The sequence below is a fragment of the Kribbella sp. NBC_01484 genome, from assembly GCF_036227145.1.
In the GTDB taxonomy this organism is placed as follows: Bacteria; Actinomycetota; Actinomycetes; order Propionibacteriales; family Kribbellaceae; genus Kribbella.
Window position 1 is genome coordinate 8,708,014 of sequence record NZ_CP109437.1, and the last position, 26,333, is coordinate 8,734,346.

25 protein-coding genes are annotated in these 26,333 nt (G+C 68.7%); 8 read left to right on the top strand and 17 right to left on the bottom strand.

All coding sequences use genetic code 11. The annotated features are described in order from the left end of the window. Positions 1-107: 107 nt before the first annotated feature. The 4 genes from coaD to OG555_RS41995 are packed head-to-tail and all read right to left on the bottom strand — an operon-like array spanning position 108 to position 5,027. Entirely contained in the window at positions 108-578 is a 471-nt protein-coding gene (gene coaD / locus OG555_RS41980) for a pantetheine-phosphate adenylyltransferase (protein WP_329479643.1), read from the bottom strand. Then, the gene (rsmD, locus tag OG555_RS41985; RefSeq protein ID WP_329479645.1) at positions 575-1,159 is read right to left on the bottom strand and encodes a 16S rRNA (guanine(966)-N(2))-methyltransferase RsmD; all 585 of its coding nucleotides are present in this window, start codon (positions 1,157-1,159) and stop codon (positions 575-577) included. Before rsmD ends, coaD begins: the two co-directional genes overlap by 4 nt. Continuing rightward, on the bottom strand, positions 1,159-3,417 hold the full coding sequence (recG, locus tag OG555_RS41990) for an ATP-dependent DNA helicase RecG (RefSeq protein WP_442914472.1): 2,259 nt from the start codon (positions 3,415-3,417) through the stop codon (positions 1,159-1,161). The genes rsmD and recG overlap by 1 nt, the downstream gene beginning before the upstream one ends. Then, a complete protein-coding gene (locus OG555_RS41995; RefSeq protein ID WP_329479649.1) occupies positions 3,414-5,027 on the bottom strand; it encodes a DAK2 domain-containing protein in 1,614 nt (537 codons plus the stop codon). The genes recG and OG555_RS41995 overlap by 4 nt, the downstream gene beginning before the upstream one ends. Positions 5,028-5,182: 155 nt before the next feature. Here OG555_RS41995 and OG555_RS42000 point away from each other — a divergent pair, with 155 nt between their 5' ends. After that, complete coding sequence (locus tag OG555_RS42000; protein WP_329479651.1) at positions 5,183-6,175, top strand: SAM-dependent methyltransferase; 993 nt, start codon at positions 5,183-5,185, stop codon at positions 6,173-6,175. 85 nt (positions 6,176-6,260) lie between these two features. Here OG555_RS42000 and rpmB read toward each other — a convergent pair whose 3' ends face one another. The 5 genes from rpmB to OG555_RS42025 form a co-directional block, all read right to left on the bottom strand. Then, positions 6,261-6,482 (bottom strand): 50S ribosomal protein L28, encoded by a 222-nt coding sequence (gene rpmB, locus OG555_RS42005; RefSeq protein WP_134124328.1) that lies wholly within the window; start codon positions 6,480-6,482, stop codon positions 6,261-6,263. An 85-nt stretch (positions 6,483-6,567) separates the two neighbouring features. After that, positions 6,568-8,550 carry an aldo/keto reductase gene (locus tag OG555_RS42010; RefSeq protein ID WP_329479653.1) on the bottom strand — a complete coding sequence of 661 codons (1,983 nt, stop codon included), beginning with the start codon at positions 8,548-8,550 and terminating at the stop codon, positions 6,568-6,570. A gap of 24 nt (positions 8,551-8,574) precedes the next feature. Further along, complete coding sequence (locus tag OG555_RS42015) at positions 8,575-9,402, bottom strand: carbohydrate ABC transporter permease (RefSeq protein WP_329479655.1); 828 nt, start codon at positions 9,400-9,402, stop codon at positions 8,575-8,577. Continuing rightward, positions 9,392-10,387, bottom strand: coding sequence for a carbohydrate ABC transporter permease (locus OG555_RS42020; protein WP_329479657.1), 996 nt, complete (start codon positions 10,385-10,387; stop codon positions 9,392-9,394). Before OG555_RS42020 ends, OG555_RS42015 begins: the two co-directional genes overlap by 11 nt. Position 10,388: 1 nt before the next feature. Further along, entirely contained in the window at positions 10,389-11,666 is a 1,278-nt protein-coding gene (locus OG555_RS42025; protein WP_329479659.1) for an ABC transporter substrate-binding protein, read from the bottom strand. A gap of 126 nt (positions 11,667-11,792) precedes the next feature. Between OG555_RS42025 and OG555_RS42030 the strand changes: the two genes are divergently transcribed. Together OG555_RS42030 and OG555_RS42035 are read left to right on the top strand one after the other, a co-directional pair. Continuing rightward, positions 11,793-12,410 (top strand): HAD family hydrolase, encoded by a 618-nt coding sequence (locus OG555_RS42030; protein ID WP_329479661.1) that lies wholly within the window; start codon positions 11,793-11,795, stop codon positions 12,408-12,410. A gap of 87 nt (positions 12,411-12,497) precedes the next feature. Continuing rightward, complete coding sequence (locus OG555_RS42035) at positions 12,498-14,078, top strand: GxGYxYP domain-containing protein (protein WP_329479663.1); 1,581 nt, start codon at positions 12,498-12,500, stop codon at positions 14,076-14,078. A gap of 25 nt (positions 14,079-14,103) precedes the next feature. Here the strand turns inward: OG555_RS42035 and OG555_RS42040 are convergent, their stop codons facing one another. The 4 genes from OG555_RS42040 to OG555_RS42055 form a co-directional block, all read right to left on the bottom strand. Next, a complete protein-coding gene (locus tag OG555_RS42040) occupies positions 14,104-16,128 on the bottom strand; it encodes a hypothetical protein (RefSeq protein ID WP_329479665.1) in 2,025 nt (674 codons plus the stop codon). Positions 16,129-16,363: 235 nt separating this feature from the next. Beyond that, positions 16,364-16,849, bottom strand: coding sequence for a GNAT family N-acetyltransferase (locus tag OG555_RS42045; RefSeq protein ID WP_329479667.1), 486 nt, complete (start codon positions 16,847-16,849; stop codon positions 16,364-16,366). A 134-nt stretch (positions 16,850-16,983) separates the two neighbouring features. Next, positions 16,984-18,249: an MFS transporter gene (locus OG555_RS42050; protein ID WP_329479669.1), complete on the bottom strand. Its 1,266-nt coding sequence runs from the start codon at positions 18,247-18,249 to the stop codon at positions 16,984-16,986. Further along, positions 18,246-18,872 (bottom strand): HAD-IA family hydrolase, encoded by a 627-nt coding sequence (locus OG555_RS42055; protein WP_329479671.1) that lies wholly within the window; start codon positions 18,870-18,872, stop codon positions 18,246-18,248. Before OG555_RS42055 ends, OG555_RS42050 begins: the two co-directional genes overlap by 4 nt. Positions 18,873-18,920: 48 nt before the next feature. Here OG555_RS42055 and OG555_RS42060 point away from each other — a divergent pair, with 48 nt between their 5' ends. Then, the gene (locus OG555_RS42060; RefSeq protein ID WP_329479673.1) at positions 18,921-20,078 is read left to right on the top strand and encodes an ROK family transcriptional regulator; all 1,158 of its coding nucleotides are present in this window, start codon (positions 18,921-18,923) and stop codon (positions 20,076-20,078) included. Here the strand turns inward: OG555_RS42060 and OG555_RS42065 are convergent. Genes OG555_RS42065 through OG555_RS42075 form a run of 3 tightly spaced genes read right to left on the bottom strand, consistent with a single transcriptional unit; the run spans position 20,075 to position 22,495 of the window. After that, entirely contained in the window at positions 20,075-20,731 is a 657-nt protein-coding gene (locus OG555_RS42065; RefSeq protein WP_329479675.1) for a DinB family protein, read from the bottom strand. The genes OG555_RS42060 and OG555_RS42065 overlap by 4 nt on opposite strands. Next, positions 20,728-21,531, bottom strand: coding sequence for a bifunctional hydroxymethylpyrimidine kinase/phosphomethylpyrimidine kinase (gene thiD / locus OG555_RS42070; RefSeq protein ID WP_329479676.1), 804 nt, complete (start codon positions 21,529-21,531; stop codon positions 20,728-20,730). The genes OG555_RS42065 and thiD overlap by 4 nt, the downstream gene beginning before the upstream one ends. Before the next feature lies 1 nt (position 21,532). After that, entirely contained in the window at positions 21,533-22,495 is a 963-nt protein-coding gene (locus OG555_RS42075) for a thiamine-phosphate kinase (RefSeq protein ID WP_328519390.1), read from the bottom strand. A gap of 137 nt (positions 22,496-22,632) precedes the next feature. On the opposite strand from OG555_RS42075, the gene OG555_RS42080 reads away from it, so the two are divergent. From OG555_RS42080 to OG555_RS42095, 4 genes are all read left to right on the top strand, one after another. Next, positions 22,633-22,869 carry an Lrp/AsnC family transcriptional regulator gene (locus tag OG555_RS42080; protein WP_184806149.1) on the top strand — a complete coding sequence of 79 codons (237 nt, stop codon included), beginning with the start codon at positions 22,633-22,635 and terminating at the stop codon, positions 22,867-22,869. Positions 22,870-22,899: 30 nt separating this feature from the next. Next, positions 22,900-23,355 (top strand): DUF3515 domain-containing protein, encoded by a 456-nt coding sequence (locus tag OG555_RS42085; RefSeq protein ID WP_329479678.1) that lies wholly within the window; start codon positions 22,900-22,902, stop codon positions 23,353-23,355. Between the two features lie 118 nt (positions 23,356-23,473). Then, the gene (locus tag OG555_RS42090) at positions 23,474-23,890 is read left to right on the top strand and encodes a YciI family protein (protein WP_329479680.1); all 417 of its coding nucleotides are present in this window, start codon (positions 23,474-23,476) and stop codon (positions 23,888-23,890) included. A 58-nt stretch (positions 23,891-23,948) separates the two neighbouring features. After that, positions 23,949-25,148, top strand: coding sequence for an RNA polymerase sigma factor (locus OG555_RS42095; RefSeq protein WP_329479682.1), 1,200 nt, complete (start codon positions 23,949-23,951; stop codon positions 25,146-25,148). A gap of 11 nt (positions 25,149-25,159) precedes the next feature. On the opposite strand, the gene OG555_RS42100 is transcribed toward OG555_RS42095, so the two are convergent. Then, positions 25,160-26,293 carry a D-alanine--D-alanine ligase family protein gene (locus tag OG555_RS42100; RefSeq protein ID WP_329479684.1) on the bottom strand — a complete coding sequence of 378 codons (1,134 nt, stop codon included), beginning with the start codon at positions 26,291-26,293 and terminating at the stop codon, positions 25,160-25,162. Between the last annotated feature and the right edge of the window lie 40 nt (positions 26,294-26,333).

Genomic DNA, 26,333 nt, shown 5'->3' on the forward strand with positions numbered 1-26,333 from the left:
ACGCTCAGGACATCCCTTTCAGGCGTGGGCAGGCAAGATCTCGGTCTCGTCGAGACCGGTGCTCTACATTACCAACTCCGCAGCCGCTCGCCCAATTCGGGGTGATTTCAGAGCTTTTCCAGTAACCGCGCGTGAACACGCGGCGGCACGAAGGCGGCCACGTCGCCGCCGAGCCGGGCGATCTCCTTCACCCAGCTGGACGAGATGAAAGCGTTCTCCGACCGGGTCGGCAGGAACATCGTGTCCACCCCGGTCATCGCGTGGTTGAGCTGGGCCATCTGCAGCTCGTAGTCGTAATCCGCGGCCGACCGCAGGCCCTTGACGATCACGCCGGCGCCCTCGGCCCGGCAGTAGTCGACCAGCAGGCCGTCGAAGGTGCCGATCCGGACGTTCGGAAACGGCTCGGCGAGCTCGGTCAGCATCGCGACCCGCTCGTCGGGGTCGAACAGCCGCGACTTCGACTGGTTCACCCCGGCCGCGACGATCACCTCGCCGAAGGCGGCCGACGCCCGGGCGATGATGTCGAGATGCCCGTTGGTGGGCGGGTCGAAGGTCCCTGGGAAAACAGCCTTACTCATTCGGTGACCCCGTTGCCCTCGCCTTGGCCATGGCGGTGACCGTACCAAAGGCGGGCCTCGCCGTACTTGCGATCCCGCAGCGCGGCGAACCCCTCCGGCCACTCCCACGGCTCCCGCTTCCCACGCTCGACCACAACCACCGCGTCGTCGGCGAGCCACCCGTTCGCGGCCAGCTCGGTCAGCACGTCCTGCAGCTCGGAGGTCTCCAGCTTGTACGGCGGATCCGCGAAGACCAGATCGAAGACCGCCGGGCTGTCCCCCGACGCGACTTTCTCCACCGGCCGCGTGAGCACCGTCGCTCCCGGCAGCCCCACGACCTTGATGTTGGCCGAGATCACCTCTGCCGCCTTCCGGTCAGACTCGACAAGCACGACGCGAGCGGCTCCTCGCGACAGCGCCTCGAGCCCGATCGCCCCGGATCCGGCGTACAGGTCGAGCACCGCCAACCCGTGGAAGCTGCCGAACTCCGACTCCAGCGACGAGAACAGCGCCTCCCGGACCCGATCCGCGGTCGGGCGTGTCCCACTCCCCGGCGGTACGCCGATCCGCCGCCCGCCCGCGGATCCACCGACGATCCGCATCAGGTCTTCTCCAAGTACTCGGTGGTCTCGGACTCCAGCGCACTCCGCACGAACGCGCGCAGCGTCGGGTACTCCGCCAGCTCCGCGTCCACCGACACGATCGAGTTGGCGACATGCCGGGCCGTGAAGATGATCTCCTCGTCCCGCAGCACGCTGAGCAGCTTCAGACTGCTCCGCCGGCCCGACTGAGCCACACCGAGTACGTCGCCCTCCCGCCGTGTCTCCAGGTCGATCCGCGACAACTCGAACCCGTCCGTGGTCGAGGCCACGGCATCCAACCGCCCGTACGACTTCGAACTGGGCCACAGGTCGGTGACCAGCAGGCACAGCCCCGGCACACGACCCCGGCCGACCCGGCCGCGCAGCTGGTGCAGCTGCGAGATGCCGAACCGGTCCGCGTCCATGATCACCATCGTCGAGGCGTTCGGTACGTCGACCCCGACCTCGATCACCGTGGTCGCGATCAGCACGTCGACCTCGCCGGCCGCGAACCGCGACATCACGGTGTCCTTCTCCTCGGCCGGCAACCGGCCGTGCAGGATCTCGACCCGCAGGTCGTGCAGGATCTCCCCCAGCGCCTCGGCCACCTGCATCACGGAGATCGGCGGGCGGGCCGGCTTCGTCGACCCGGGTCCGGCGGGCGGCTTGTCCTCCTCGCCCAGGACGAACTCGCCTTCCTCGTCCCCCGCGTTCTTCACGTCGTCCCCGATCCGCGGGCAGACGACGTACGCCTGATGGCCCTTGCCGACCTCCTCGCGAACCCGGGTCCAGGCCCGCTGGAGCCAGTCCGGCTTCTGCTGAGCCGGGACGACCGACGACTGGATCGGCGACCGTCCGGCCGGCAACTCGGTCAGCGTCGAGACCGCGAGATCGCCGAAGACCGTCATCGCGACGGTCCGCGGGATCGGCGTCGCCGTCATCACCAGCACGTGTGGGGTGTTCTCCCCCGACTTCTGGCTGAGCGCCGCCCGCTGCTCGACGCCGAACCGGTGCTGCTCGTCGACCACCACGAGCCCGAGATCCGCGAACTGGACCTTGTCCTCGAGCAACGCGTGCGTCCCGACCACGATCCCGGCGGCGCCACTGGCCGCGTCCAGCATCGCCGTACGACGGGCGGCCGCGTTCAGCGAACCAGTGAGCAGACCGACCCTGGTCGCCCGCTCCGCACCACCCAGCATCCCCGCCTCGGCCAGGTCACCAAGCATCTTGGTCAGCGTCTTGTGGTGTTGGGTCGCGAGCACCTCGGTCGGTGCCAGCAAAACCGCCTGGCCGCCGTTGTCGACCACCGACAGCATCGCCCGCAGCGCGACCACGGTCTTGCCGGAGCCGACCTCACCCTGCAGCAGCCGGTGCATCGGGTGCGCACGGGCGAGGTCGGCGAAGATCTCCTCACCGACCTCCGCCTGACCTTCGGTCAGCTTGAACGGCAGCCGCTGGTCGAACTCGTCCAGCAGGCCGCCCTCGGTCCGCGGCCGCGGTACGGCGTTCAGCGCGTCGGTGACCGCCCGTCGCTGGGCCAGGATCGTCTGCATCACCAGCGCTTCCTCGAACCGGAACCGCTGCTGCGCATCGCGGATGTCCTTCTCGGTGTCCGGCAGGTGCACCTTCTGCAGGGCCTCGCGCAGGCCGAGCAGCTTCTCCTTGCGCTGGATGAGCTCCGGGATCGGGTCGTCGAGCTGCTCGTCCAGACTGTCCAGCACGATCTTCACCGACCGCTCGATCGTTGCGGTCGGCAACTTCGCCGTCGCCGGGTAGAGCGGCCGGAACGGCCGGGCCCGGCGCTCGATCTCGGCCTCGGACAGGTCGTCGGTGTCGAGGATCTCGGTGCCCGGGCTCTTCAGCTGCATGATGTCGCGGAACATCGTCACCTCGCCCCAGAACAGGGCGGCGGTCCCGGGCGTCAGCTTGGTCGCCAGCCAGGGCTGGTTGAAGAAGGCCAGCTCCAGGTCGCGCCGGCCATCCGTCACGACGACCTTGGTCAGCGTCTTGCGCCGGGCCCACTTCTGCACGTCGGTGATCGGGATCTCGGCCTTGGTGTCCAGCGAGCGGACGGTGACCTTCTTGACCCGGCCGTTCACGGTCGCCTGGTCGCCGACCTCCAGTTCGTCGAACGGGGTCAGCTCACCCTTCTTCAGATAGCGCCGCGGGTAGTGCCGCAGCAGTTCGCCGACGGTCTCGATCTCGAGCACGTCCGCGAAGGTCTTGGCCGTCTTGGCACCGAGGAAGTCGCGGATCTTCCGGTCCATGTCGGTTCTCATTCCACCCCGATCAGCAACGGGTACCTGTCCTGCCCTCCGTCGTACACCACGACATCGACATCTTTGCGGTTCCGCCGTACGTGCCGCTCCACGGCGTCGACCAGACCGGGTGCGACGCCGCTTCCGGTGACGATCGTGAGCAGCTCGCCACCGCCACCGAGCAGCCGGTCGACCACCCCGAACGCGGCCGCCTCCAGATCCTCGGTGATCAGCGCGAAGTCGCCATCGACCACGCCCAGCGCGTCGCCCACCCGGCACATGCCGGCCATCGTCCAGGCGTCCTTCACCGCGATCGTCACCGCGCCGTGCCGGGTCTGGCCGGCCGCGGCGGACAGCTGGACGACGGCGTCGTCGAAGCTGCGCTCCGGGTCGTGGACGGCGATCGCCGCCAGGCCCTGCACCTGGGCCCGGGTCGGGATCACGGCCACCCGGATCCCGTCCTGCCGGGCCGCGGTCGCGGCGGCCTCGGCGACCGCGATCGAGTCGTTGTCGTTGGGCAGGATCACGATCTCCGGCGCCTTCGACTTCTCGATCGCCTGCAGCAGCTCGCCGGTCGAACACCGCCGGCCCGGACCGCCCCTGATGATGTGCGCCCCCGCCTCGGCGAACAGCTCGGCGAGCCCGTCGCCGGCGACGACCGCGATCACCGCCCGGCCCGGGATCGGCTCGTGGTGGTGCGCGTGGTCGGCGAAGTGCGTGACCCGGATCCGGTGCGGGCGGCCGATGTCGATGCCCTGCTCGATCGCGGCGCCGACGTCGTCGGTGTGGACGTGCACGTTCCACAGCCCGTCGCCGCCGACCACGACGACCGAGTCGCCGAGCCCGGCCAGGTTCTGCCGGAAGTCGCCGATCTTGTCGTCCGTCGCGTCCAGCAGGTACATCACCTCGTACGCCGGTCCGTCCTGGCTCTCGGCGCTTTCGCCCTGAGGCTGGACCCGCGCCGGTACGTCGACCCGTACGAGCCGTCCGGTCAGCACCGACTCCATCGCGCCGAGGATCACGACCAGGCCCGCTCCCCCGGCGTCCACGACGCCCGCACGCCGCAGTACGTCGAGCTGCTCGGTGGTCTTGGTGAGCGCCTGCCGGGCCGAGGCCACGGCGGCCAGGCAGACGTCGGCCAGCGTCTTCCCGTCGTTCGCGGCCGTCATCGCACCGGTCGCGGCGGCCCGGGCGACCGTCAGCATGGTGCCCTCGACCGGCTGCGCGACCGCGCTGTAGGCGGCGTCGGCGGCGTACTTCAACGCGTCGGCGAAGGCGACGGGCTCGCTCATGCGCGGATCCGCGAGGACGCCCTCGCCCTGGTCCCGCGGGAGGTTCTCGGCGAGCCGGAGGCCGCAGGCCCGGACGAGCTGGGAGGTGATCACGCCGGAGTTGCCGCGGGCGCCGAGCAGGGCGCCGCGGCCGAACGCCTGGACCGCCTCGGCGAAGGTCAGCTCACCCCGGGGCAGCGCGTCGCAGGCGGCCTCCCAGGTCAGGTAGAGGTTGGTCCCGGTATCGCCGTCGGGCACCGGGTACACGTTCAGCTCGTCGATCTCGGTCCGCGTCCGGCCCAACTCGGCCAGCGCGGTCCGAGCCCAGGCCCGCAACACCTCGACGGTCAGTTCCTCCACGCCCGGAAGGCTAACCGGTCCCGCGAGGATGCGTACCGAAGGACGGGTAGTAGTCCCTCAGTTGCCGCTCCCGGCACACATCGTCAGGCGTGCGCGGGCGTATACGTACCCGACTACGTCCAGTCGTTCGGTACGCCGACGGCTAGGGTTTGGGGGTGAGCGGCGTCTTGTTCTCGGTCGCGGCCGACAGTTACGACTGGGCCGTGCGGGAGATCCGGGGTGAGTTCGGCCGGGAGGTGCGGATCGAGCGGATCGGCGGGGACATCGGCCGGGTTACCGGGCCCACCGTGCACGAGCTGGCTCAGGCCTGTGATGTGGGACGGATCATGTTCGTCCGGCACCTGACGGTCGAGATCGGGAGCTTCGAGGAGCTGCCGCCCGACTACGAGCTGGCAGAGCTGGTGCTGGGCGAGTTGCCCGAGTACCCGAAGGCGCTCGCCGTCCAGGCCTGGACCGACGGCGAGGGCACTGGTGGTTCCTACTACCACCGGATCGAGCAGGCGCTCACCGATCGCGGCGTGACCGTGACCCGCTCCGATCAGGAGTACGTCGTCTCGTGCTTCGTCGGGCGCCGAGCTGTCGTCCTGGGCCTCAACCGGCTCGCGGACAGCTTGTCGGACTGGCCGGGTGGGCGGATGCGGTTGGCTCGGGCCGACGAGCGGGTCTCGCGGTCGGAGTTCAAGCTGGAGGAGGCGATCGCGACCTTCGGGCTGGAGTTGCCGGCCGGCGGGAAGGCCGTGGATCTCGGCGCCTCGCCGGGTGGGTGGACGCGGATCCTGCGGCAGCACGGGCAGGAGGTGTGGTCCGTCGATCCCGGCGGTCTCGATTCCCGGCTGCTCACCGACCGCCGCATCCACCATGTTCAGACGACGGCGGGTGAGTTCTTCCGCCGGAACCGGGTGGGCTTCGACGTCGTGGTGAACGACATGCGGATGGATCAGGTGATGAGCGCCCGGATGATGCTCGACGCGGCCGCCCACCTGCGCCGCGGCGGCCTGGCGGTCGTGACACTGAAGGGTGGCGGGAGGAACCCGCTCGACGGCGCCCGGCGTGGTCTGGACGTGCTGCGGCAGGGGTACGACGTACTGCACGCGCGGCAACTGCATCACAACCGGAACGAGATCACCGTGGTGGCGCGAAAGCACTGACACGAACGACTGAGAAGACGCGAAATAGGCGCCCGGGTGATCCCGGGCGCCTATTTCAAGGCCCTAAACGGAGTGAAAGCTGGGGTCAGCCGACGACGCGCTGGACCTTGCCGGCCTTGATGCAGGACGTGCACACCTTCAGCTTGGTGGGCGTGCCCTTGATGATCGCCCGGACCGGCTGGATGTTGGGGTTGAACCGCCGGGGCGTGCGAGCCTTCACCCGGCGGATCATCGCGCCCTTACCCAGGCGGGCAACGCTGTTGCCGAACGTCGGCTGCTTGCCGCAAACATCGCACTTCTTAGACATGATTCTCCGTGTTCAGGGTCGTGACACCGACAGACCATGTTACATGGGCGCCGACGCACGACCAATTCGGTCAACAGCCGCTCGATCACGCAGTGAGGTAGGCCACTTCCTCGTCCGTCAGGGTCACTGACAGACCGGGCAGCGACGTCCTGGTCTCGCTGATGTGCCGCGGCCCGATCAGCGGGAACACCGGGTACGGCTGGTGCAGCAGCCAGGCTAGCGCGATCGCGGTCGGCTCGACGCCCTTGGCCGCCGCGAGCTCCCGGGCCCGGTCGAGCCGGCGGAAGTTCTCGTCGGAGTAGAAGCAGCGCACCAGCTCCTCGTCCGACCGGTCCTCCGGCTTGGCCCGCCCGGTGAAGAACCCGCGCGCCTGGCTCGACCATGGGAACAACGCGACCTGCCGCTCCCGCAACCACGCCTGCGACTCATCGTCCGACACGTGCCGACACCCGGCCCACGGTACGTCGTACGCCCGCGCGAGGCTGAGGTGGTTGCTCAGCAGGGTGAACGGCTGCTTGCCGTTCGCCTCGGCGTACGCGTTGGCCTCGTCGAAGCGAGCGGTGGACCAGTTCGAGCCGCCGTACGCCTTGATCCGGCCGGCCTTGAAGTGCTCGTCCATGACGTCGACGAATTCGCCGACCGGGATCTCTTCGTTGTCGCGGTGCATCAGGTAGAGGTCGACGTGGTCGGTCTGCAGCCGCTCGAGGCTCTCCTCCAGCTGCCGGGTGATCGACGCGGGGTCGCAGTACGGCGTGTGCGCACCCTTGCCGATGACAACGATCTCGTCGCGGTTGCCACGGGACGTGATCCACTGGCCGAGCAGCTTCTCGCCGCGGCCACCGCCGTAGATGTACGCGGTGTCGAACGTCGTACCGCCGCGCTCGACGAAGTCGTCGAACATCGCGGCCGCGTGGGTGAGGGTCTGCTGGTTGTCGACGCCCATGACGAGCCGGGAGACCTGCTTGTCCAGCCCGGCGACCTTGCCATAGATCATCGGTGCGTCGTCGCGACGCTTGAGCGGCCGTCCGGTCGCGGTCGGGATGATCGCGTCGTCCCGCTCGCTCGCGTACTGCTGCCCGATCGCCGCCCGCCACGCGTCCTGGACGGTCAGGTTGCCGAGCGTGTCGGCCCAGCTCATCTCCGGTGCCTGCCGCTGCTCGATCGCCGCGGCGACCGCCTCGGCCTCGGCCGCGTAGATGAGCGCGGGGTCGGCGGAGATGTCCCGCGGCTCCTCCCCCACCTTGTGCAGGGTGACGTGGGTCGGTTTGCCGTCGCCGCCGAACCACGGGTCCTCGATGACCAGGTAGCCCTCGCTGCCGAAGATCCGGACCTGGTTCTGATCCGTCAGCCGGACGCCCGTGCTGACCTGGGCCGTGACCCCGCCGTCGAAGAACAGGGTCGCCACCGACCATTCGTCGGCGCCGGTCTCGCCGACGTGACCGACCGCGGTCACCGCAGCCGGATCGGCGTACGGCTGCCCGGTCGCGGCGCCGGCGATCAACCGGGCGTACGAGACCGGGTAGCCGCCGACGTCGAGGATCCCGCCGCCGGCCAGCTCGTCGGCGAAGATCCGGCTCTCCGGCCGGAACCCGGCGGCGAAGGCGAACGTGGCCTGGATCTGGTGGACGGTGCCGAGCTCGCCGTCGCGGACCAGCTGGGCGACCAGCTTGGTCTGCGGCAGGCAGCGGTACATGTACGCCTCCATCAGGAAGACGTCGTTGCGTACGGCGGCCTCGATCATCGCCTCCGCCCACGCCTTGTTGATCGCGAGCGGCTTCTCGCACAGCACGTGCTTGCCGGCCTCGGCGGCCTTGATCGCCCACTCGGGGTGCATCGGGTGTGGCGTCGCGACGTACACCGCGTCCACGTCCGGGTCGGCGAGCAGATCGTCGTACGAACCGTGCCGGTTGGTGATGTCGTACTTGTCCGCGAAGGCGTTGGCCGAGTCGATCGACCGGCTACCGACGGCGACGACCGCGTTGGCCGCCGACGTCGGCACCTGGCTTGCGAACCGGGACGCGATGTTCCCGGTGCCGATGATTCCCCAGCGGAGTGTGGTGTCAGTCAAGAGGAGTCCCGTTCGATTGTGGGGTCAGAACTTCATGGCGCCGGCGGCGATGTCGGCGATGAAGGAGCGGGCGCCGATGATGAAGACGCCGATCAGTGGAATGACACTCATCAGGGCGCCGGCCATCACCATCGAGTAGTCGGTGCCGTAGATGCCGTTCAGCTGCTGCAGTGCGACCTGGAGCGGCAGCTTGTTCGGGTCGGTCATCACGATCAACGGCCACAGGTAATCGTTCCAGACGTTGATGAACGAGAAGATACCCAGGAACGCCAGGCCGGGCCGCAGTACCGGGATGCCGACGGTCAGGTACTGGCGGAAGAAGCCGGCGCCGTCGACCTTGGCCGCCGAGATGAGCTCGTCGGGGATCGCGCCGCGGGCGTACTGGCGCATCCAGAAGATCCCGAACGCGTTCGCCGCGCCCGGGATGATCAGCGCCTTCAGCGATCCGATCCAGCCGAACTCGGCCAGCGTCACGAACTGCGGCACCAGGGACAGCTGGGCCGGGATCATGAAGGTGGCCAGCAGCAGCCCGAAGAGCCATCTGCTGCCGGGGAACTCGTACTTCGCGAACGCGAAGGCGGCCAGCGAGTCGAAGAACAGCACCAGCACGGTCACCGCGAGCGCGACGATCACGGTGATCAGCATCGAGCCGAAGAAGTCGATGTTGTCGAGCACCTTGCCCATGTTCTCGAACAGGTGCGATCCGATCAGCAGCTTCGGTGGGTAGGTGAAGATGTCCGGGGTGGTGTTGGAGGCCATCACCACCATCCAGTAGAAGGGGAAGATCGACAGCACTACGCCGAACATCAGCACCATGTGGCTGACGATGTTCCGGGCCCGGTCAGCGCGCATCGGCCTGCTCCCTTCCAGTGCGGCGGGCGGCACGGCGGGCGATCCGCTCGTCACTACCGCCGATCAGCCGCCAGTTGATGATGCTGAACAACACGATCAGGATGAAGAGGGCCCAGCCGATGGCGGCGCCGTACCCGAACTGGTTGTTCAGGAACGCGCTCTGGTACAGGTACGACACGATCGTCGTCCCCGAGCCGCCCGGGCCGCCGGTGTCGCCGACCAGCACCTGGGACTCGGTGAAGATCTGCAGGCCGCCGATGGTCGACGTGACGGCGGTGAACAGGATCACCGGGCGCAGCAGCGGCACGGTGACCCGCCAGAACGTCTGCCGCGACGACGCGCCGTCGACCTTGGCCGCCTCGTAGACGTCGCCGGGGATCGCCTGCAGGCCGGCCAGGAAGATGATCGCGTTGTACCCGACCCAGCGCCAGGTGACGATGCTGGCGATCGCGACCTTGATCCCCCACGGCTGGGTCAGCCATTCGATCTTGGTCAGCCCGATCGACTGCAGGAACGCGTTCAGCAGGCCGAAGTTGTTGCTGAAGATCGAGCCGAAGACCATCGTGACGGCGACCACCGAGGTGACGTTGGGGATGAAGTAGGCGATCCGGTAGAAGCTGCGGAACCGGGTCGCGTTGTGCAGCGCGTTGGCGATCACCAGGGCCAGCAACAGCATCGGCACGGTCGACAGCACCCAGATGATCAGCGTGTTGCCGATCGACTGCCAGAACTTCGGATCGCTGAGCAGGTAGCTGTACTGCTGCAGCCCGACCCATTTCATCGCGCCGATGCCGTTCCAGGAATGGAACGAGATCCAGATCGAGAACAGCACCGGGAACGCGCCGAACACCGCGAACAGGATGAAGAACGGCGAGACCGCCGCGTACTGCGGCAGCGCTTGGCGGTACTTGTTCGGCCGCTTGGACGGCCCGGGGTCCCTGGTCGTGCCGACGGTCGCCGGGAATGCCTTCGTGGTGACAGCCATCTCAGATCGCCCCCGCTCGGGTGAGTTCACGTTCGATCTGGCGCTGCGCGTCCGCCCAGGCCTGGTCCGGCGATTTCCCGGCCACTTCGACGTTCACCAGCTCGGCGCCGAGCGGCGTATCGATGATGGTGTCGTACGGCGAGAAGTAGGCACCGGGATACTTCTTGGCCGACGCGGCGAACACGTCGACGATCTTCTGGCCACCGAAGAACGGATCCGGTGCGGCCATCGTCTGGTCGGTGTAGCTGGCCGGGGTGGACGGGAACAGCACCGGGTCGAGGAACGCCTGGGCCTGGTTCTTGGCCGACTCCAGCCAGCTGATGAACGCGAAGGCCGCCTTCGGGTTCTTGCAGTACTTCGTGATCGCCAGGAAGGACCCGCCACGGTTGCCGGCGCCACCAGGAGCCGCCGTCACCCGCCAGAGTCCCTTCGTCTTCGGGGCCGCGTTCTTCGGTCCGAGCTGCGCCCACCAGACCGCGGCGTTGTACGCGACCAGCTTGCCGTTGGTGACCACGGCGTTCGCGTCCGTCGTACCGGACTGTGCGTTCGCGGACAGCCCTTCCTTGACCACCCGGATCGAGAGATCGAACGCGGAGCGGATGTGGTCCTGGTCACCGATGTACTGGCCGTCTTCGCTCATGTAGCGCTTGGACTGCTGGGCCAGCGCGTAGCTGAAGACACCGGTGATGTTGTCCGTGATGGCCGAGCCGGGCACGGCGGCCTTGAGCTTCTTCCCGAGCTCGATGTAGCTGTCCCAGTCCGGCGCCAGCTCGGCGACCGCGGCGGGGTCGGTGTCGATACCGGCCTTCTGGAAGATGTCCGTCCGGTAGAACAGCGCGGTCGGTCCGGTGTCCATCGGGTAGGCCATCATCCGGCCCTCGGGGGTGATCCCGAGCTTCCACTTCCAGGGCAGGAAGTCTTGTTCGAGCTCGTTGGCGCCGAGCGTCTTGAGGTCGACGAACTGGTCCTGGTTCGGGAAGTACGTCGCCACGTCGTCGTTGATCGCGACGATGTCGGGCACGAGTGACTTGCCGGCCAGGGAGGTCAGCACCTTGGTCTTGTAGTTGGTCCCGATTCGGGTCATCGCCAGCTTCATGCCGTCGTACCCCGGGATCGCCTTCTCCGCCTGACCGATCAGGCCGTCGTTGACCGAACCGACCCAGGTCCACATGCTGAGCTCGTCGGATCCGCCGAGTGAACTTCGCGAGCCGCACCCGGTGAGACCCGCGGCGGCCGCGGCGGAGCCGAACGCTAGGAACTTTCTTCTGCTCAGGGTCATACGCCTCACCTGGCGCTTTCTGTTGGATTTCGCCGGAAGGTGTCCACATATGTTTACGTTGCCATTAGGTAAGCGCATTCCGACTGAACCGGTCAAGGGCTCGTCCAGGTTGGCGCGGATGACAGGATGGGCGGCATGCTCTCCGCCGTACTCTTCGATGCCGATGGCGTCGTCCAGCGCCCCAGCCAGGACTGGTGGGCCCGCCTGACCTCGCTCGTCCCCTCCGACAGCGACGCTTTCGTCGCCGACCTGATGGCCGCCGAGAAGCCGAGTTTGGTCGGGAAGGGCGACTTCCGGGACGCGGTGGCCGAGGTGCTCCACCGCTGGAACTCGCCTGCCTCGGTCGAGGAGGCCATGGAGCCGTGGCACTGGTTCGCCGCCGAGCCGGCGGTCATCTCGCTGATCGGCTCGCTGCGGACGGCCGGGATCGGGTGTCATCTCGCGACCAACCAGCAGGCCTACCGGCGGGCGATCATGCAGGACGAACGCGGGTACGGCGCCTGGTTCGACCAGACCTTCTACTCGTGTGATCTCGGGCTGGCCAAGCCGGATCCGGCGTACTTCCGGGCGATCCTCGCTGCTCTGCAGGTGTCCGCCTCGGAGGTGCTCTTCATCGACGACAACGAAGCCAACGTGGCGGGTGCTTTGGGCGTCGGACTGCGGGCCGAGGTGTACGACCTGTCGGCCGGGGTGCCGGCGCTGGTCGAGCTGCTTCGCCGTTTTGGGCTGCCGGTTCCGGACTGAGGTCTTGTGGCGTGAGGGTGGTTGTGGCATCGTCGCCGGGCAGATGACAACGTAGGACAGTCACCAGCCGCTCCCTGGAGGCACCACATGTCCGATCGCCGACGTCTCACCCTGACCCGCCGCCGCGCGCTCGGCCTGACTGCTGGGTTGGGACTCGGCTCGCTGGCGCCATCCTTCGCCTTCGGCACGCCCGCCTCTCCTGGCCCGCAGTACCCGAAGGGGCAGCCCCCGCGCTTGTTGAACATCTTGACCGAAGACTCGCTGAGCCCCGCCGAGCGGACACTCGCGACCACGCTGCAGGGTCTGATGGCGCGCCGCGGTGGCGAATCGCTCTATCTGAACATCCCGTCGCTGGGCTACCAGTTCTGGCTCGACGACCTCGTCTCCCGGTACGGCGTCCGGACCCGTACCGGGGACCTGTGGAAAACCGTCAGCCGGTCGGGCGTCGACGGATATCTTCTCTTTCGAACGGGCACTCCGTCGGTCAACGTGGCGACCACGCTCGCCGGCCTGACGGGTGCCGTGGCAATCGAGGAGAGCTTGGAGGCGCTCGCGATCCAGCACGGATTGCGCAAGATCCTGGACGTGCGGGACAAGGACGATCGCTGGGTCGTGGACAACTACTGGCCACGGCTGCGGCACGACGTCGCGGTCGAGCAGAGAACAGACTGGCCGGAGCGACTGCGGGACTACGTGACGATGGCGGGGACGCTCGCCTTCTTCGACGGCAACTCGGACTTCCGCGCCGAGGTGGTCAACGCCCTCGACGACGACGCCACGGTGATCGGCTGGGGCGACGCGTCGAACGGCGAGGACGCCTTCATCGGCGTGAACTCGACGGCCGGCGTCAAGGCCCTGCCGGCCGACCACGCCCGCAATCTGTCAGTCTTGTCAGGCATCCGCGAGGACCGGTTGAGCCAGCGCGGAGGGGGTGGGGGGAGGGCCCCTGAACCGGACCCGAATGCCCACTACGTCACCTTCCTGATCACCGATGGCGACAACATCCAGTGGATGCTCGGCGACTTCCCCACCGACAAACGCTGGTTCGGAAGCCCCCGCCGCGGAGAGATCGACCTGGGTTGGGGCATCTCCCCCTCACTCATCGACCTCGCACCCTCAGTCATGCGGTGGTACTACGACCAGTCCCGCAAGGACCGCTGGGTCGTTGGACCGTCCGGCGGCGGCTACATGTACCCGAGCAGGTATCCGGCGGCCGCGTTGGAGAAGCACACCGCGTCCCTTGCCCGATCGATGGGACGCGCCGACCTCTCCGTCGCCCAGATCATTGACTTCAACTCCTTCGAGAACACCGCCCTGTGGTCGTCGTACCTCAAGCGCCCGGAGATCGACGGCCTGATCTACCTCGAGTACTCCCGCTACGACGGCCTCAAAGGCAAGGTCACCTGGTCCGAAGGCAAGCCAGTCATCTCAGCCCGCACCATGCTCTGGGACGGCCTCGACGGCGCCGACGAAGCCTCCGTTACCGCCGAACTCAACGCCGCCACTCGCAACCCGCACTCCACCGCCGGCTACTCAGTCGTTGTGTGGCACGCCTGGAGCAAGTCCGTCGACAACGTACTGGCTGTGGTCGACGGACTCGCGCCGCACGTCAAGGTCGTCCCGCCGGACGCTCTGGTCAAGATGGTCGGCAAGTACGCCAAGCCGTAGGCGCTAGCGATCCCGAACCTTCGGTTCAACCTGGGTCAGCCGCCTGACGCGGCGCCTGGACTCGGTGGGTGCCGGTGGGGTCGACGTGGAATCGGAAGCCGTGGGGCGTGGTCCATTCCAGAGTCTTGTGGTCGAGGCGGCGGACGGTCCAGCCGTGGGCGTGGGTCTTGACCCGGTGGCCGTACCGGCCCAGCGGCGCGAGATTGGTGGTGCTGGTTTGGCCCGGTGGGCCGAGGGGGTCGTAGGGCTGGAGGTGGTCCAGGTCCATGCCGCGGTGGGTCTCTTGGGTGCCGAACGGGAACAACTCGACCGGGTGGGTGAGTTTGACGCGTTCGCGGATCCGGTCGGGGATCTCGTAGGCGTCCACGCTGACTGCGTCGTTCAGGTCGATGACCGGCTTCACGGTGTACGGGCCGTGGCCGACGAGCTCGCTCAGCTGGTCGGCGAGCAGCGGGCCGATGCCTTCGGCGCGGAGGACGCCGGTGCCGGTGGCCAGGGTGTGGTCGGTGAGGTGAACGTAGATCTGGGTCTGGCCCGGACGCACCCGTCGGCTGGTGGGGTTGGTGTAGGCGTCGTGTTTGATCCGGGCCAGGCGCGCGTGCACCGCGCGGCGGGCGGCCGCATCCATGGGCCGGCCGTCGTCGGGGTCGAGGTGTAGGCCGGGGTCGGCCGGGTCGAAGGGTTCGATCGGCACGGTGTCGGGGGTGTCGAGGGGGTCGGGCAGGTCGCTGCTACTCGGGTGGGGCGCGTCGCGGTCGGCCTCGTCGTCCAGGCCGGGCTCGGCGTGGATGCCGGTCCGGTTGCCGGTCCGGTCCTGATCACCCCTCCGGGATGCCGAGCCCGCGCCGGGCATCCCGCTCGCCCCCGCGGCAGCGATGCCGTGACCCGAGTCGACCTGGTGGCCGGCACGAGCCCGGGCCAGGTCGTCGGTGGTCGCGTGAGGACGATCGTCGTCACCGGCCTCGGGGCACCCGGCGCCCCGCCGGCCTCGACGGAGCGGTCCAGCTGCCCGGTGGCTCGCACCCGGACGGCTCGTGCTCACCGGCCCCGCGGCGTCCGGGGCCGCGGTGTCCGGGGCCGTCGTGTCCGGGGACCCGGTGTCCCGGGCCGTAGTGTCCGGCGCCGCGGTGTCCCGGGCCGTGGTCTCCCGGGCCGCGGTCTCCCGGGCCGCGGTCTCCCGGGCCGTGGTGTCCGGGGCCGTGGTGTCCGGGGACGGGGTGTCCGGGGACGGGGTGTCCGGGGACGGGGTGTCTGGGGCCGGGGTGGTGAGGTGGTGGTGGCGGGCTTGGGTGAGGAGTTCTTGGGTGTAGCGGGGGTCGGCGAGGATGCCGACCGCGTCCGCGCGGCGGTGCTGGACCGGGCGGGTGTCGCCGAAGGTCTTCAGCGCCTCGGCGATCGCGTCGAGGGTCGCCTTGTTCCGGATCACTGCACCGGCGGCGGCCTTGATGTACATGGTCTTGGTGCCGTGCTCATCCGCGCGGCCGACGAACACGCCGCGTTCGCGGGTCTTCTCGGCCGCCTCGGCCCGCGCCAAATCGGCATCGGCGTGCATCTTCGCGGCCTGGACGATCTTGTTCAACCGGTACGGGGTGATCGAGTCGATGAGTCGCGCGATCCGCTGGTCGACATAGGCGGCGGCGTCCGCGGACAGCTTCACGCAGTCGGCCACGATCCGGCACGCCTTCCACGCGGTGGCCTCACCGGCCAGGACCCGCGCCCAGGTGAACGGGAACCGGTGCCGCAACGCCAACGCCTGCCCCAGATAGTCCGCGGCGACCCGCGGCGAGATCCCCAGCACCACCGCGAACTCCGCGACCGCGAACTCCAAGACCTCCGGACACCCGTCACCACCCAAAACCACCGCGCGTTCGCGGCCGTCGCAGGCACGGCGGCCCGGGCGGACCGGGCCCGCGTCAGGGTGAAAGCGATCGGCATAGACCAAGGCGACCTCCAGGACCCGGACATCGGCCCGGACACCCACGGCACGCCACTCGACGGCCGACTCCAGCAGGTCGGCCGTCGACAGCGTCGCCAGATCTCCCTCGAACATGTGTTCGATAGTACGCGCCAGAGACACACCGCCGCAAATCGACGAAACCCCGAAACCCCTTATCCACAAGGGGAAACATCACATCACGCAGTGAGGCGATCGATGGTATGCCCAGACACCCGCGTCGGGGGATCACTTCTCCTGGCACCGGTTGTTCGTCGACGTGGGCGCGAGTCCGTCCACAACGTGCGAGCTGTTGTCGACGGACTCGCGCCGTGCCTGACGCCCGGCTGGATCAGAGCGTGCGGAAGTAGACCGCGAGGGGGAGCTTGATGCAGCCGAGGCTCTCGTAGAAGGCGCGGGCGGGCGCGTGGAAGTCATCGCCACCGGTGCCGATCTCGACCATTTCCGCACCCTGCGCCCGCATCGCATCGAAGGCGTGCTCACACAGGGCGGTGCCGAGGGCCTCTCGGCGGTGCTCGGCCGCGACGGCGAGGATCGTGATCGTGCCGTGGACCGGGCGCGCCGGGTCCACGGTCCATGCGACGTAGCCCGCGAGTACGTCGTCCTCCTCCGCGACCGCGACGTACTTGCAGGAGTCGGGGTCATGGAGTCCGGCGACCTGCTTGCGGTAGTCGTCGCGCCAATTGCCGTGCTGGATGGAGAAGATGAGTTCGCCGACGAGCGGGCGGAAGGAATCCTCGTAGAACGGCCCGAACGTCTCGATGGTCAGTTCGATGAGCCGGGACAGGTCAGAGTGAACGTACGAACGAATGAGCATGAAGTGTGCCTCTCGCACTGAAGGGGTCAGGACATGACGGGACCCGCTCGCAGTTCGCGATGCGGCGGGTCGACCTTCAGCGGCGGGTACGCCAGGCGGCAAAGCACTCCATGCCGACTGATGCTACGTGGCCGTCAATCGACGTGCGGAGCGAGTCCGTCGACAGCGCAAGGGCTGTCGCGCCGGGCGTGGACGTCGTCCCGGCCGAGGCTCTCGACCAGGGAGGTTCTCGGTCGGCGGCTCAACGCGAAGAGGGCTGCGAGAAGAGGGAGGGTGATCAGATACGCCGTACGCAGGTCGACGGCTCGAGCGAGCAGAGCGAGAGCCGCCGGCGCGACCAGGATCGCCACACCGGACGCCATCGCACCGATCGCTGCCAGCCGGGCAGGGCTGAGGCCGGGGGTCGCGACCAGGGCCGCGAGGGTGACGGGGTAGAGCGGAGCGACGCCGATCCCCGCGACAACCAGTCCGATCGCTACGACAGCAGGCACGTCGAAGAGGCTGACGAGCAGCGTGCCGACGACCGCGAAGACCCCTGACGGTACGACGGGCGACCAGCCGCGCCAGTGGATCGGGCCGATCACCCGGCCGACCGCCATGCCGATGGGGAACGCGCTGCCGAGCAACGCGGCTGTTGCCGTCGGCAACCCGGCGGCGACCAGCCGGGCTACTGCCCACACCACGAAGCAGAACTCGACGGCCACGGACAGTACGATGCGCAGCCACCCGAGGCCGACCGCCGTCGCAACCTGCCGCCCCACCCTGGGACGGCTATGAGACCTGCCAACAGCCGCTGCGGGCGCAGAGTCGATCAAGACAGGGGCGCGGGGGGCGACCGGCTTCGAGCGTCGCGTCATGACAGCGAGCACCAGAAGAGGCGGAGCGGCGGCCAGCATGGCCAGACGGCCGGTGGGGCCGAGCGAGTCAAGGGCACCGATGGCGAGAGGTGCGAGGATGCCGGTCGCACTGGCGACCGCATTGACCCGGCTGAGTCGTGCGGCGGCTGTGGGGCCGTCCAGCATCAGCGGGGTGACGAGGACCAGCAGTGCGCCACCCAGTCCGATGCACAGTCCGCCGGCGATCGCGACGGCGTACACCGGAGCGACCGCGAGCAGCACCGTGCCCATCGCGCAGATGACCGCGCCGAGTGAGAGGACAGATGTCATCGACCAGGACCGGAGCAGTCGTGGGCCGACCAGCGCGACGAATAGCAGCCCGGCCGCGAATCCCGATGACAGCAGGGCCAGCCGACTTGTGGGTTCGTCCAGATCTCGCGCCAGGATCGCAACGCAGCCTCCGAGCCCGGCGAGCACGTATCCCATCGACGACAGCCCGAGACCGATCCGGATCTCGTCTCCGCGCGCCGCGGAATCCATCCGGCCTTCCGCGTTGGGGCTCATCTGGCGCTCAGGTCGGTGAACAGTGTCACCAGGCGGTGCAGGTCGGGCAGCTCGATGTCGGCGCGGGTGCCCTTCAGGCCGGCGGTGACCGCACCGGCGGCGCGGCCGGCTGACAGACCGACCTCGGTGTCCTCGACCACCAGGCAGTGCCGAGGCGGTACGCCGAGGAGCTCGGCGGCGCACAGGTAGCCCTCGGGATCAGGCTTGCCGTGGGTGACGTCGTCGACGGTTACCAGGATCGACGGGGAGATGCCGGCGGCGCCCAGGCGGACCTTCGCCAGCCGGTTGGACGCGCTCGTGAAGACAGCCCACGGCAGACCAAGCCGCTCCAGTGTGCCGATCAGCTCGATCGCACCGGGTGCGGGCACGACGTCCGTCAGGTCATCGCACTCGAGATCCAGCAAGCGTGCCGCCGCCGCGGACCACTCCTCGGCGGAGAGATCAGGCCGGAGGCGCGCGATCGTCGTCTCGGACGGGCTGCCGTAGGCGATGGCGAGTGCGTCGGCAGGGGGTACGCCGTACTCCACCGCCCACCGTGTCCACGCTCGGTCGACGGCATCGTCGGAGTCGACCAGTGTGCCGTCCATGTCGAACAGCACGGCGCGGATGTCCCGGACGTTCATGACCCCTCCAATTAAACTCGTCCTACGAGCATAAGGTAAAACGATGCTATGACTCCAGTGCGTCGGGGACAGTGGCAGACGGCTTCGGACGTACTGGCGCAGCTCAGCCGCCGGCCCGGAATCACCCGGGCCGCGGTGGCGCGAGAGCTGCGGCTGAGCACCGGCTCGGCGACCGAGGTCACCGCCCGGCTACGCGACGTACACCTGCTCACCGAGGTCCCTGCACCCAGTCAGGGTCGGGGGCGGCCGACGACACTGCTACGAGCGCATCCGCAAGGGCCGGTAGTGCTCGCGCTCGACCTGAGGCAGAGCAGCTGGCGGAGTGCGGTCGTCACGCTCGACGGGACACTTCTAGACCAGCAAAACAAGCGCCATCGCAGCAGGCGGGCGCAGGTGGTGCTCAGCAACCTGCGGCGCGAGGTGGAGCGGACACAGCAGCGGTACGGCGCTCGTCTGCGCCTGGTGAGCCTGGCTGCACCGGGCACTATCCGTGACAACCACTTGATGCAGGCGCCGACGCTGAACTGGGCCGAGCTGGACCTGGAGACCGTCACCGCGGGTACTGGACTCCCACTGCTCGCCGGCAATGACGCAACCCTCAGTGGTGTGGCCGAGGCCCGCACTGGCGCTGCTGCCGGGGCCGGTACGGCGCTGCACCTCATAGTCGAGGTAGGTCTCGGCGGGACCCTGCTGATCGACGGCGTAGCGGTACAGGGCGCGTCCGGAGCCGGCGGCGAGTACGGCCACATGCCCTTCGGGGACCGCAGCCGGTTGTGTGCCTGCGGCGCCCGTGGCTGCTGGGATCTGGACATCGACGGTCGCGCGCTGGCCAGGCATCTCAAGGAGCCGACCCCGGACGATCCGTACGGCTACACCGAGGCCGTGCTGCGACGTACCGACCGTGCTGCGACTCGTGCGGTCACCAAGGTCGTCGCCGCTCTCGCCACCGGCATCGCCGGGCTCGTGAACGCCCACGACCCTGATGTGGTCACGATCGGTGGCCTGGCGATCCCACTCCGGGCCGCTGCGGCGCCCACCTTCGAGCAGGCCTACCTAGACGGACTCATGACCTTCCACCGCGGCTCTCCCCCACCGATCCTTGCCGCCACGTATCAGCCCGACGGCCCGCTCCGCGGTGCCGCGGCACTGGCCCTCGATCACCTCACCAGCCAGCCCGCCATCGCCGCCTGGGCCGCGCAGCACTAGTCGGCCGCCTTCTCCCCAGACTCCGACTCGGCCTCCAACGACGGCTCGGTTTCCGACGACGACTCGGCCTCCGACGCGGGCTCTGCCTTGGGCCTGGGGACGATCGGTGGTTCGACCTTCGCCAGGATCGTGATGAGGTCGAGCCGGTGGTGCTGGATCTCGTGCGCGGTGTGCCGGATGATCCAGCCCAACGTGCGGGGCGCGCGTACCGGGTAGTTGTAGAGCCCCAACCTCCCGAGCTGCGGCGGCGTGAGCACCCGCGCGGCGGCCCCGAACTCCCGAGCGAACCGCATCAGCGCGGCCGCCACCTCCATCGGGTCCTGCTCCTCGTACTTGAACTGCTTCACCCGGCGAGTCCGGTCCATCGGCGCGTACACCGGCCGGTCCTCCGCCAGGCACTGCGCGATCCGCTGCCGCTGGATCTCCAGTACGTCGCGCACGTGGCAGGCGTACTCGATCGCCGACCACACGTCGGGCTCCGGACGCAGCCGTACGACGTCCGGGTCCGGACCGGCCGCGGCCTTGGTGAGCGCCATGCTGCAGTCCGCCGCTTGCCGGATGAGCAGCGTCACCGTGCCCTGCAGGTCACCCGTGTCGTAGTTGAAGCCGCACTGCTCGCAGTACCCGTCAACCGGGGGCTGCTGGATCGTCAACTGCCACTCCCTCGAAATCTCCACGCGTGATCGACCGGACCGATTCCACCACCGAGTGCGAACCCGGCCGCGATCGCCCCAGTCACGTACTCCTTCGCAGCGCCCACTGCACTCGGTACGTCGTACCCACGGGCCAGGTACGACGCGATCGCGCTGGCCAGCGTGCATCCGGTGCCGTGTGTGTGTCTGTTGTCCAGCCGCACTGCACTGTAAGACCGTCGTACTCCTGGACCGTGCAGCACGTCCACCGACGCCGTACCGACGTCATGACCGCCCTTCACCAGTACCCACGACGCACCAGCGTCCAATAGCAGCTCGGCCGCGCGCTCCCGGTCCTCCACCGTCTCCAGGTCGACTCCGGCGAGCGGTCCGAGCTCAGTGAGGTTGGGCGTGAGGACGGTGGCCATGGGGACGATCTCGGTGCGTACGGCGTCCATCGCGTCGGCCGCGAGTAATGCGTCGCCGTGCTTCGATACCGACACCGGGTCGACCACCACTAGCACCGACGGTGGCAGCGTCCGCAGCAGCGACGCGACCACGCTGACCATCGATGCCGACGCCAGCATGCCGGTCTTCACCGCATCGACACCGATGTCGTCCACCACGCTGCGGAACTGGGCCCGGACCTGTTCCTCCGGCAGTTCCCACGCGCCCTGGACGCCGAGGCTGTTCTGCGCGGTGATCGCGGTCAGCACGCTCATGCCGTGCACACCGTTGGCCAGCATCGCCTTGAGGTCTGCCTGGATCCCGGCTCCGCCACCGGAGTCCGAGCCGGCGATGGTCAGCACTCTGGGCAGCATCTCAACTCCTGAAGTGGGCGTGACCGGACTCGGCAGCATACGGCGCGCCGTCCACCGTGACGTTCCCGCCCGGGCGCTCTTCGTTGCCTTCAGCAACCGAGCCGATGACGGTCCAGCCCTCGGGTACGTCGGCCGGCTCGAAGGTGCCGACCAGCGCATGGTCCTCGCCGCCGGTCAGCACGAACTTCAGCGCGTCCACACCGGTCGCGGCAGCCACGGCCTGGAGAGGCTCGGGCACGGTCAGCGCATGCGTGTGCACATCGATGACAACGTCGCTGGCAACCGCGATGTGCCCGAGGTCAGCGAGCAGTCCGTCGCTCACGTCGCACAGCGAGGACGCTCCGGCTAGAGCGGCCCGCGGACCTTCGGCGTACGGCGGTTGTGGGCGGCGATGCGCCTCGACCACAGCCCGCGGCGAGCGGAACCCACGCGCCAGCACCGCCCAGCCCGCCTCGGCCCAGCCCAGCCGGCCGATATAGGCGACCTCATCGCCCGGCCGCGCACCGGAACGCAGCACCGGGGGCCGTCCGTCGAGCGAACCGAACGCCGTCACCGAAACGACGATCTTGTCCGACTGGACCGTGTCGCCACCGATGATGCTCACCTCGACCAGTTCACACTCGTCGACCAAGCCCTGGTTGAGCTCCAGCGCCCAGGCCGTCGGCAGGTCGGCGGGCGCACCGAAGCCGACCACGAGTGCGGTCGGTCTGGCTCCCATCGCCATGATGTCGGCCAGATTCTGCGCGGCGGCCTTACGGCCCACGTCGTACGCCGAAGACCAGTCCTGGCGGAAATGGCGCCCTTCCACCAGCAGATCGGTCGTGATCACCATCCGCCCGTCGGGCACCGCCATCACGGCAGCGTCGTCACCGGGTCCGACCAGGACGTCCTCACCTGTGGACAGCCCCTTGGTGACGGCCTCGATCAGACCGAACTCACCTGTGCTCCCCAACGTCTCTGTCACGTCAACAGACCTCCCATATCGCCAACCGGAGTCTAGGCGGTACCGTGACCGGGCAACGAAGAGTACGCCCGGCGGTCGCGCAGTACCCCGCATGAGCACAGCCGGAGCCAGCTGAGGACGACTGAGTGGAGAACGACGTGGTGGTCCAGGCCTACATCCTGATCCAGACCGAGGTCGGCAAGGCGGCCGACGTCGCTGCACAGATCGCCGAGGTCCAGGGCGTCACCCTGGCCGAGGACGTCACCGGTCCGTACGACGTGATCGTCCGCGCGGAAGCCCGCAACGTCGACGAACTGGGCAAACTGGTGGTTGCCCGGGTCCAGAACGTGCCCGGCATCACCCGGACCCTGACCTGCCCCGTCGTCCACATCTGAGCTCACTCACGGATCCCGCCCGTCTTTCGCATGCCCAAACTCCTCCTCGCCGCACTCGGCCTGATCGTCCTGGCCGGGTGCAGCCCTGGTCCTACGCCCGTCGCCGTCCCGTCCCCCGCGCCCGAGGTCGCCGCCGCCTGCGCCCAGCTCGTGAAGGCCTTACCCGAGAAGGTCCTGGACGCCAAGCGACGCAAGACCGAGCCGGCCAGCCCGCTCACCACCGCGTACGGCGATCCGCCGATCGAGGTCACGTGTGGCGTCAGTCCGCCGGCCGGGATGGCCGATGCACAGTCGCAGTGCTTCGAGGTGAACGGCGTCGGCTGGTTCGCCAAAGAGGTCACGAACGGCTTCGTCTTCACCACGATCGGGCGCGCCCTCTACCTCGAGGTCGCCGTCCCGTCGAAGTACAAGCCCGAGGCGAACGCGCTGACCGACGTCTCGGACGTTGTCCACAGGTACAACAAACTCGTCACGCCCTGTATCTGACGACGGCATACTCCCTGTCGAGAAGTTCCTCTGCGGCGATGTCCGGTTCGGGCCGGCGGGGGCGACGTCTCGGCTGAGAGGCGCCCGCGGTGGGCGCCCGGGACGACGGGAGAATCCGATGAAGTACATGATCCTGACCTACGCGTCGCAGCAGGACTACGACGGGATGGCGGGAAAGGACACCGGGACGCCGGCCTGGACGGGTGCGGACTTCGCGGCGATGGGCGCGTTCATGACGAAGTTCAACGCCGACCTGGCCGAGTCCGGTGAACTGGTCGAGACCCGTGCGCTCGCGGCGCCGGTGCTGACCAGACGGCTGGGCTCGAAGGATGGCGTGTCGGTGGTGACCGACGGACCGTACGCCGAGACCCAAGAGGTGCTGGCCGGATACTGGATCGTCGAGTGCGAGTCGTTCGACCGCGCGACCGAGATCGCGGCCAGACTCCGCGACACACCAGCGCCGGACTTCGTCCGTGCGACCGCCTACGCCGACATCCGGCCTTTGGTCGACGGCCAGGACGACCTGTTGGAGTGATCGACATGACCATGTTGATGCCACGTCTCCGGCGCGACGGGTCATGGGGCTGGTGCTCATGACCGGCGCTCTCGAGGATCTGCTGCGGGAGCTGGCGCCGCAGGTGCTCGGGGCGCTGGTCCGGCGGTACGGGCATTTCGACATCGCTGAGGACGCGGTGCAGGAGGCGATGCTCGCGGCGGCGCAGCAGTGGCCGGACGAAGGCGTGCCGGACAGTCCACGCGGGTGGCTGATCACGGTTGCTTCGCGCCGGCTGACGGATCTGCTCCGCCGGGAGCAGGCCCGTCAGCGGCGTGAGGATCGGGTGGCTCAGTGGACCCTGCCGGGCGAGCCGGTCGCGGACACCGACGACACGCTGGTGCTGCTGTTCATGTGCTGCCATCCGTCCCTGTCGCCCGCGTCGCAGATCGCGTTGACGTTGCGGGCGGTCGGGGGTCTGACCACCGCGGAGATCGCCCGGGCCTTCCTGGTGCCGGAGGCAACGATGACGCGGCGGATCACCCGGGCGAAGGCGACCGTGAAGGACAGCGGGGCGCGGTTCACGCTGCCGGCTGACCGGGAGGAGCGGCTCGGTGCCGTCTTGCAGGTCGTCTACCTGATTTTCAACGAGGGCTATGCGAGCACGACGGGGCCGAGCCTGCAACGGGTCGAGTTGTCGGCCGAGGGCATCCGGTTGGCGCGGATGCTGCACCGGCTGCTGCCCGACGACAGCGAGGTGACGGGATTGCTGGCGCTGATGTTGCTGACCGATGCCCGTCGGCCGGCGCGGTCGGGTCCGCTCGGGGAGCTGGTCCCGATGGCCGAGCAGGACCGGTCGCTTTGGATCCGGGAGCTCATCGAGGAGGGCGTCGAGTTGATCACCGCGGCACTTCCCCGAGGGCCGGTCGGGCCTTATCAGTTGCAGGCCGCGATCGCGGCGGTGCACGACGAGTCGCCGTCAGCCGAGGAGACCGACTGGGCCCAGATCCTCGCGCTGTACGAGGTGTTGCTCCAGGTGACCGACAACCCGATGGTCGCGCTCAATCACGTCGTGGCGGTCGCGATGGCACGTGGGCCGGACGAAGGGCTCGAGCTCCTCGCCTCGATCGAGGACGACGACCGGATCGCCAAGGATCACCGATTGTCGGCCGTCCGGGCCCATCTGCTCGAGATGTCCGGTGATACGGCGGGTGCCCGGGCGGCCTACGAGGAAGCCGCCAGCAGGACGACCAGCCTCCCCCAGCAGCGCTACCTCCACACCCGAGCGAGCCGGCTATGACCGCGGCGGATTCAGCGGAGGCCGGTCGGGCGGGTTGTGGCCAGGGTCAGGAGGCGTTCGACGAGGGCTGGGTAGTCGATGCCGGAGGCTGCCCAGAGGCGGGGGAACATGCTGGTGGGCGTGAAGCCGGGCATGGTGTTGATCTCGTTGATGATGACGCGGCCGTCGGCGTCCAGGAAGAAGTCGACACGGGCCAGGCCCTCGGCCTCGATGGCGTCGAAGGCGGTGAGGGCCTTCGCGCGGATGTCGGCGGCGATCTCCTCGGGGAGGTCGGCCGGGACCGAGAGCGCGAGGAACTCCTCGCCCTCGGGGAGGTACTTGGTCTCGAAGTCGTAGAAGTCGTGCCCGCCGCCCGAGACCGCGGCCTCGCCGCAGACGCTGACCTCCGGCTTGCCGCCGTTCAGCCCGCCGAGTACGCCGACCTCGATCTCGCGCGGGGCCTTGGCGGACGCCTCGACGAGCACCTTCGGGTCGTGCGAGCGCGCCTCGGCGATCGCGGCGTCGAGCTCGTCCAGGCTGTTCACCTTGCTGATGCCCAGGCTCGAGCCGCCCCGGGCCGGCTTCACGAACACCGGGTAGCCGAGCGCATCGACAGCCGCCCGGCACGCGGCCGGGTCCTGGGTCCAGTCGCGGTCCCGGATGACGATGTACGGCGTCACCTCGAGGCCGGCGGCCTGGAAGACGACCTTCATGTAGTGCTTGTCCATGCCGACGGCGCTGGCCAGTACGCCGGAGCCGACGTACCGGATGTCGGACATCTCGAGCAGGCCCTGGATGGTGCCGTCCTCGCCCCAGGGGCCGTGCAGCAGCGGGAAGACCACGTCGACCTCACCGAGCGTGCTCGGGACCTGGCCGGCTTCGCTCACCACGAGCTCGCGGTTCGCGCCGAAGAGCACCGGCAGCGCGGCCACGTCGACCTCGGGGAGCTTGCCGTCGGTGATCGACAGCCGCTCGGGGTCGCCGCTTTCCAGGACCCAGTGGCCGCTCGTGCTGATGCCGACCGGGACCACGTCGTACTTGTCCCGGTCGATCGCCTGCAGCACGTTGGCCGCGGTCACGCAGGAGATGGCGTGTTCGCTCGACCGGCCACCGAAGACGACGGCGACACGGGGCTTGCGTTGTTCTTCCCTCGAGTACTCACTCACCGGCTCGACTGTAGCGGCCCGGAGATCAGGAACCGATCAG

Coding starts and splice junctions, on each gene's coding strand:
- coaD (WP_329479643.1), bottom strand. CDS start 578: ATGAGTAAGGCTGTTTTCCCAGGGACCTTCGACCCGCCCACCAACGGG.
- rsmD (WP_329479645.1), bottom strand. CDS start 1,159: ATGCGGATCGTCGGTGGATCCGCGGGCGGGCGGCGGATCGGCGTACCG.
- recG (WP_442914472.1), bottom strand. CDS start 3,417: ATGAGAACCGACATGGACCGGAAGATCCGCGACTTCCTCGGTGCCAAG.
- rpmB (WP_134124328.1), bottom strand. CDS start 6,482: ATGTCTAAGAAGTGCGATGTTTGCGGCAAGCAGCCGACGTTCGGCAAC.
- OG555_RS42015 (WP_329479655.1), bottom strand. CDS start 9,402: ATGCGCGCTGACCGGGCCCGGAACATCGTCAGCCACATGGTGCTGATG.
- OG555_RS42020 (WP_329479657.1), bottom strand. CDS start 10,387: ATGGCTGTCACCACGAAGGCATTCCCGGCGACCGTCGGCACGACCAGG.
- OG555_RS42025 (WP_329479659.1), bottom strand. CDS start 11,666: ATGACCCTGAGCAGAAGAAAGTTCCTAGCGTTCGGCTCCGCCGCGGCC.
- OG555_RS42030 (WP_329479661.1), top strand. CDS start 11,793: ATGGGCGGCATGCTCTCCGCCGTACTCTTCGATGCCGATGGCGTCGTC.
- OG555_RS42035 (WP_329479663.1), top strand. CDS start 12,498: ATGTCCGATCGCCGACGTCTCACCCTGACCCGCCGCCGCGCGCTCGGC.
- OG555_RS42040 (WP_329479665.1), bottom strand. CDS start 16,128: ATGTTCGAGGGAGATCTGGCGACGCTGTCGACGGCCGACCTGCTGGAG.
- OG555_RS42045 (WP_329479667.1), bottom strand. CDS start 16,849: ATGCTCATTCGTTCGTACGTTCACTCTGACCTGTCCCGGCTCATCGAA.
- OG555_RS42050 (WP_329479669.1), bottom strand. CDS start 18,249: ATGAGCCCCAACGCGGAAGGCCGGATGGATTCCGCGGCGCGCGGAGAC.
- OG555_RS42055 (WP_329479671.1), bottom strand. CDS start 18,872: ATGAACGTCCGGGACATCCGCGCCGTGCTGTTCGACATGGACGGCACA.
- OG555_RS42060 (WP_329479673.1), top strand. CDS start 18,921: ATGACTCCAGTGCGTCGGGGACAGTGGCAGACGGCTTCGGACGTACTG.
- thiD (WP_329479676.1), bottom strand. CDS start 21,531: ATGCTGCCCAGAGTGCTGACCATCGCCGGCTCGGACTCCGGTGGCGGA.
- OG555_RS42085 (WP_329479678.1), top strand. CDS start 22,900: ATGCCCAAACTCCTCCTCGCCGCACTCGGCCTGATCGTCCTGGCCGGG.
- OG555_RS42090 (WP_329479680.1), top strand. CDS start 23,474: ATGAAGTACATGATCCTGACCTACGCGTCGCAGCAGGACTACGACGGG.
- OG555_RS42095 (WP_329479682.1), top strand. CDS start 23,949: ATGACCGGCGCTCTCGAGGATCTGCTGCGGGAGCTGGCGCCGCAGGTG.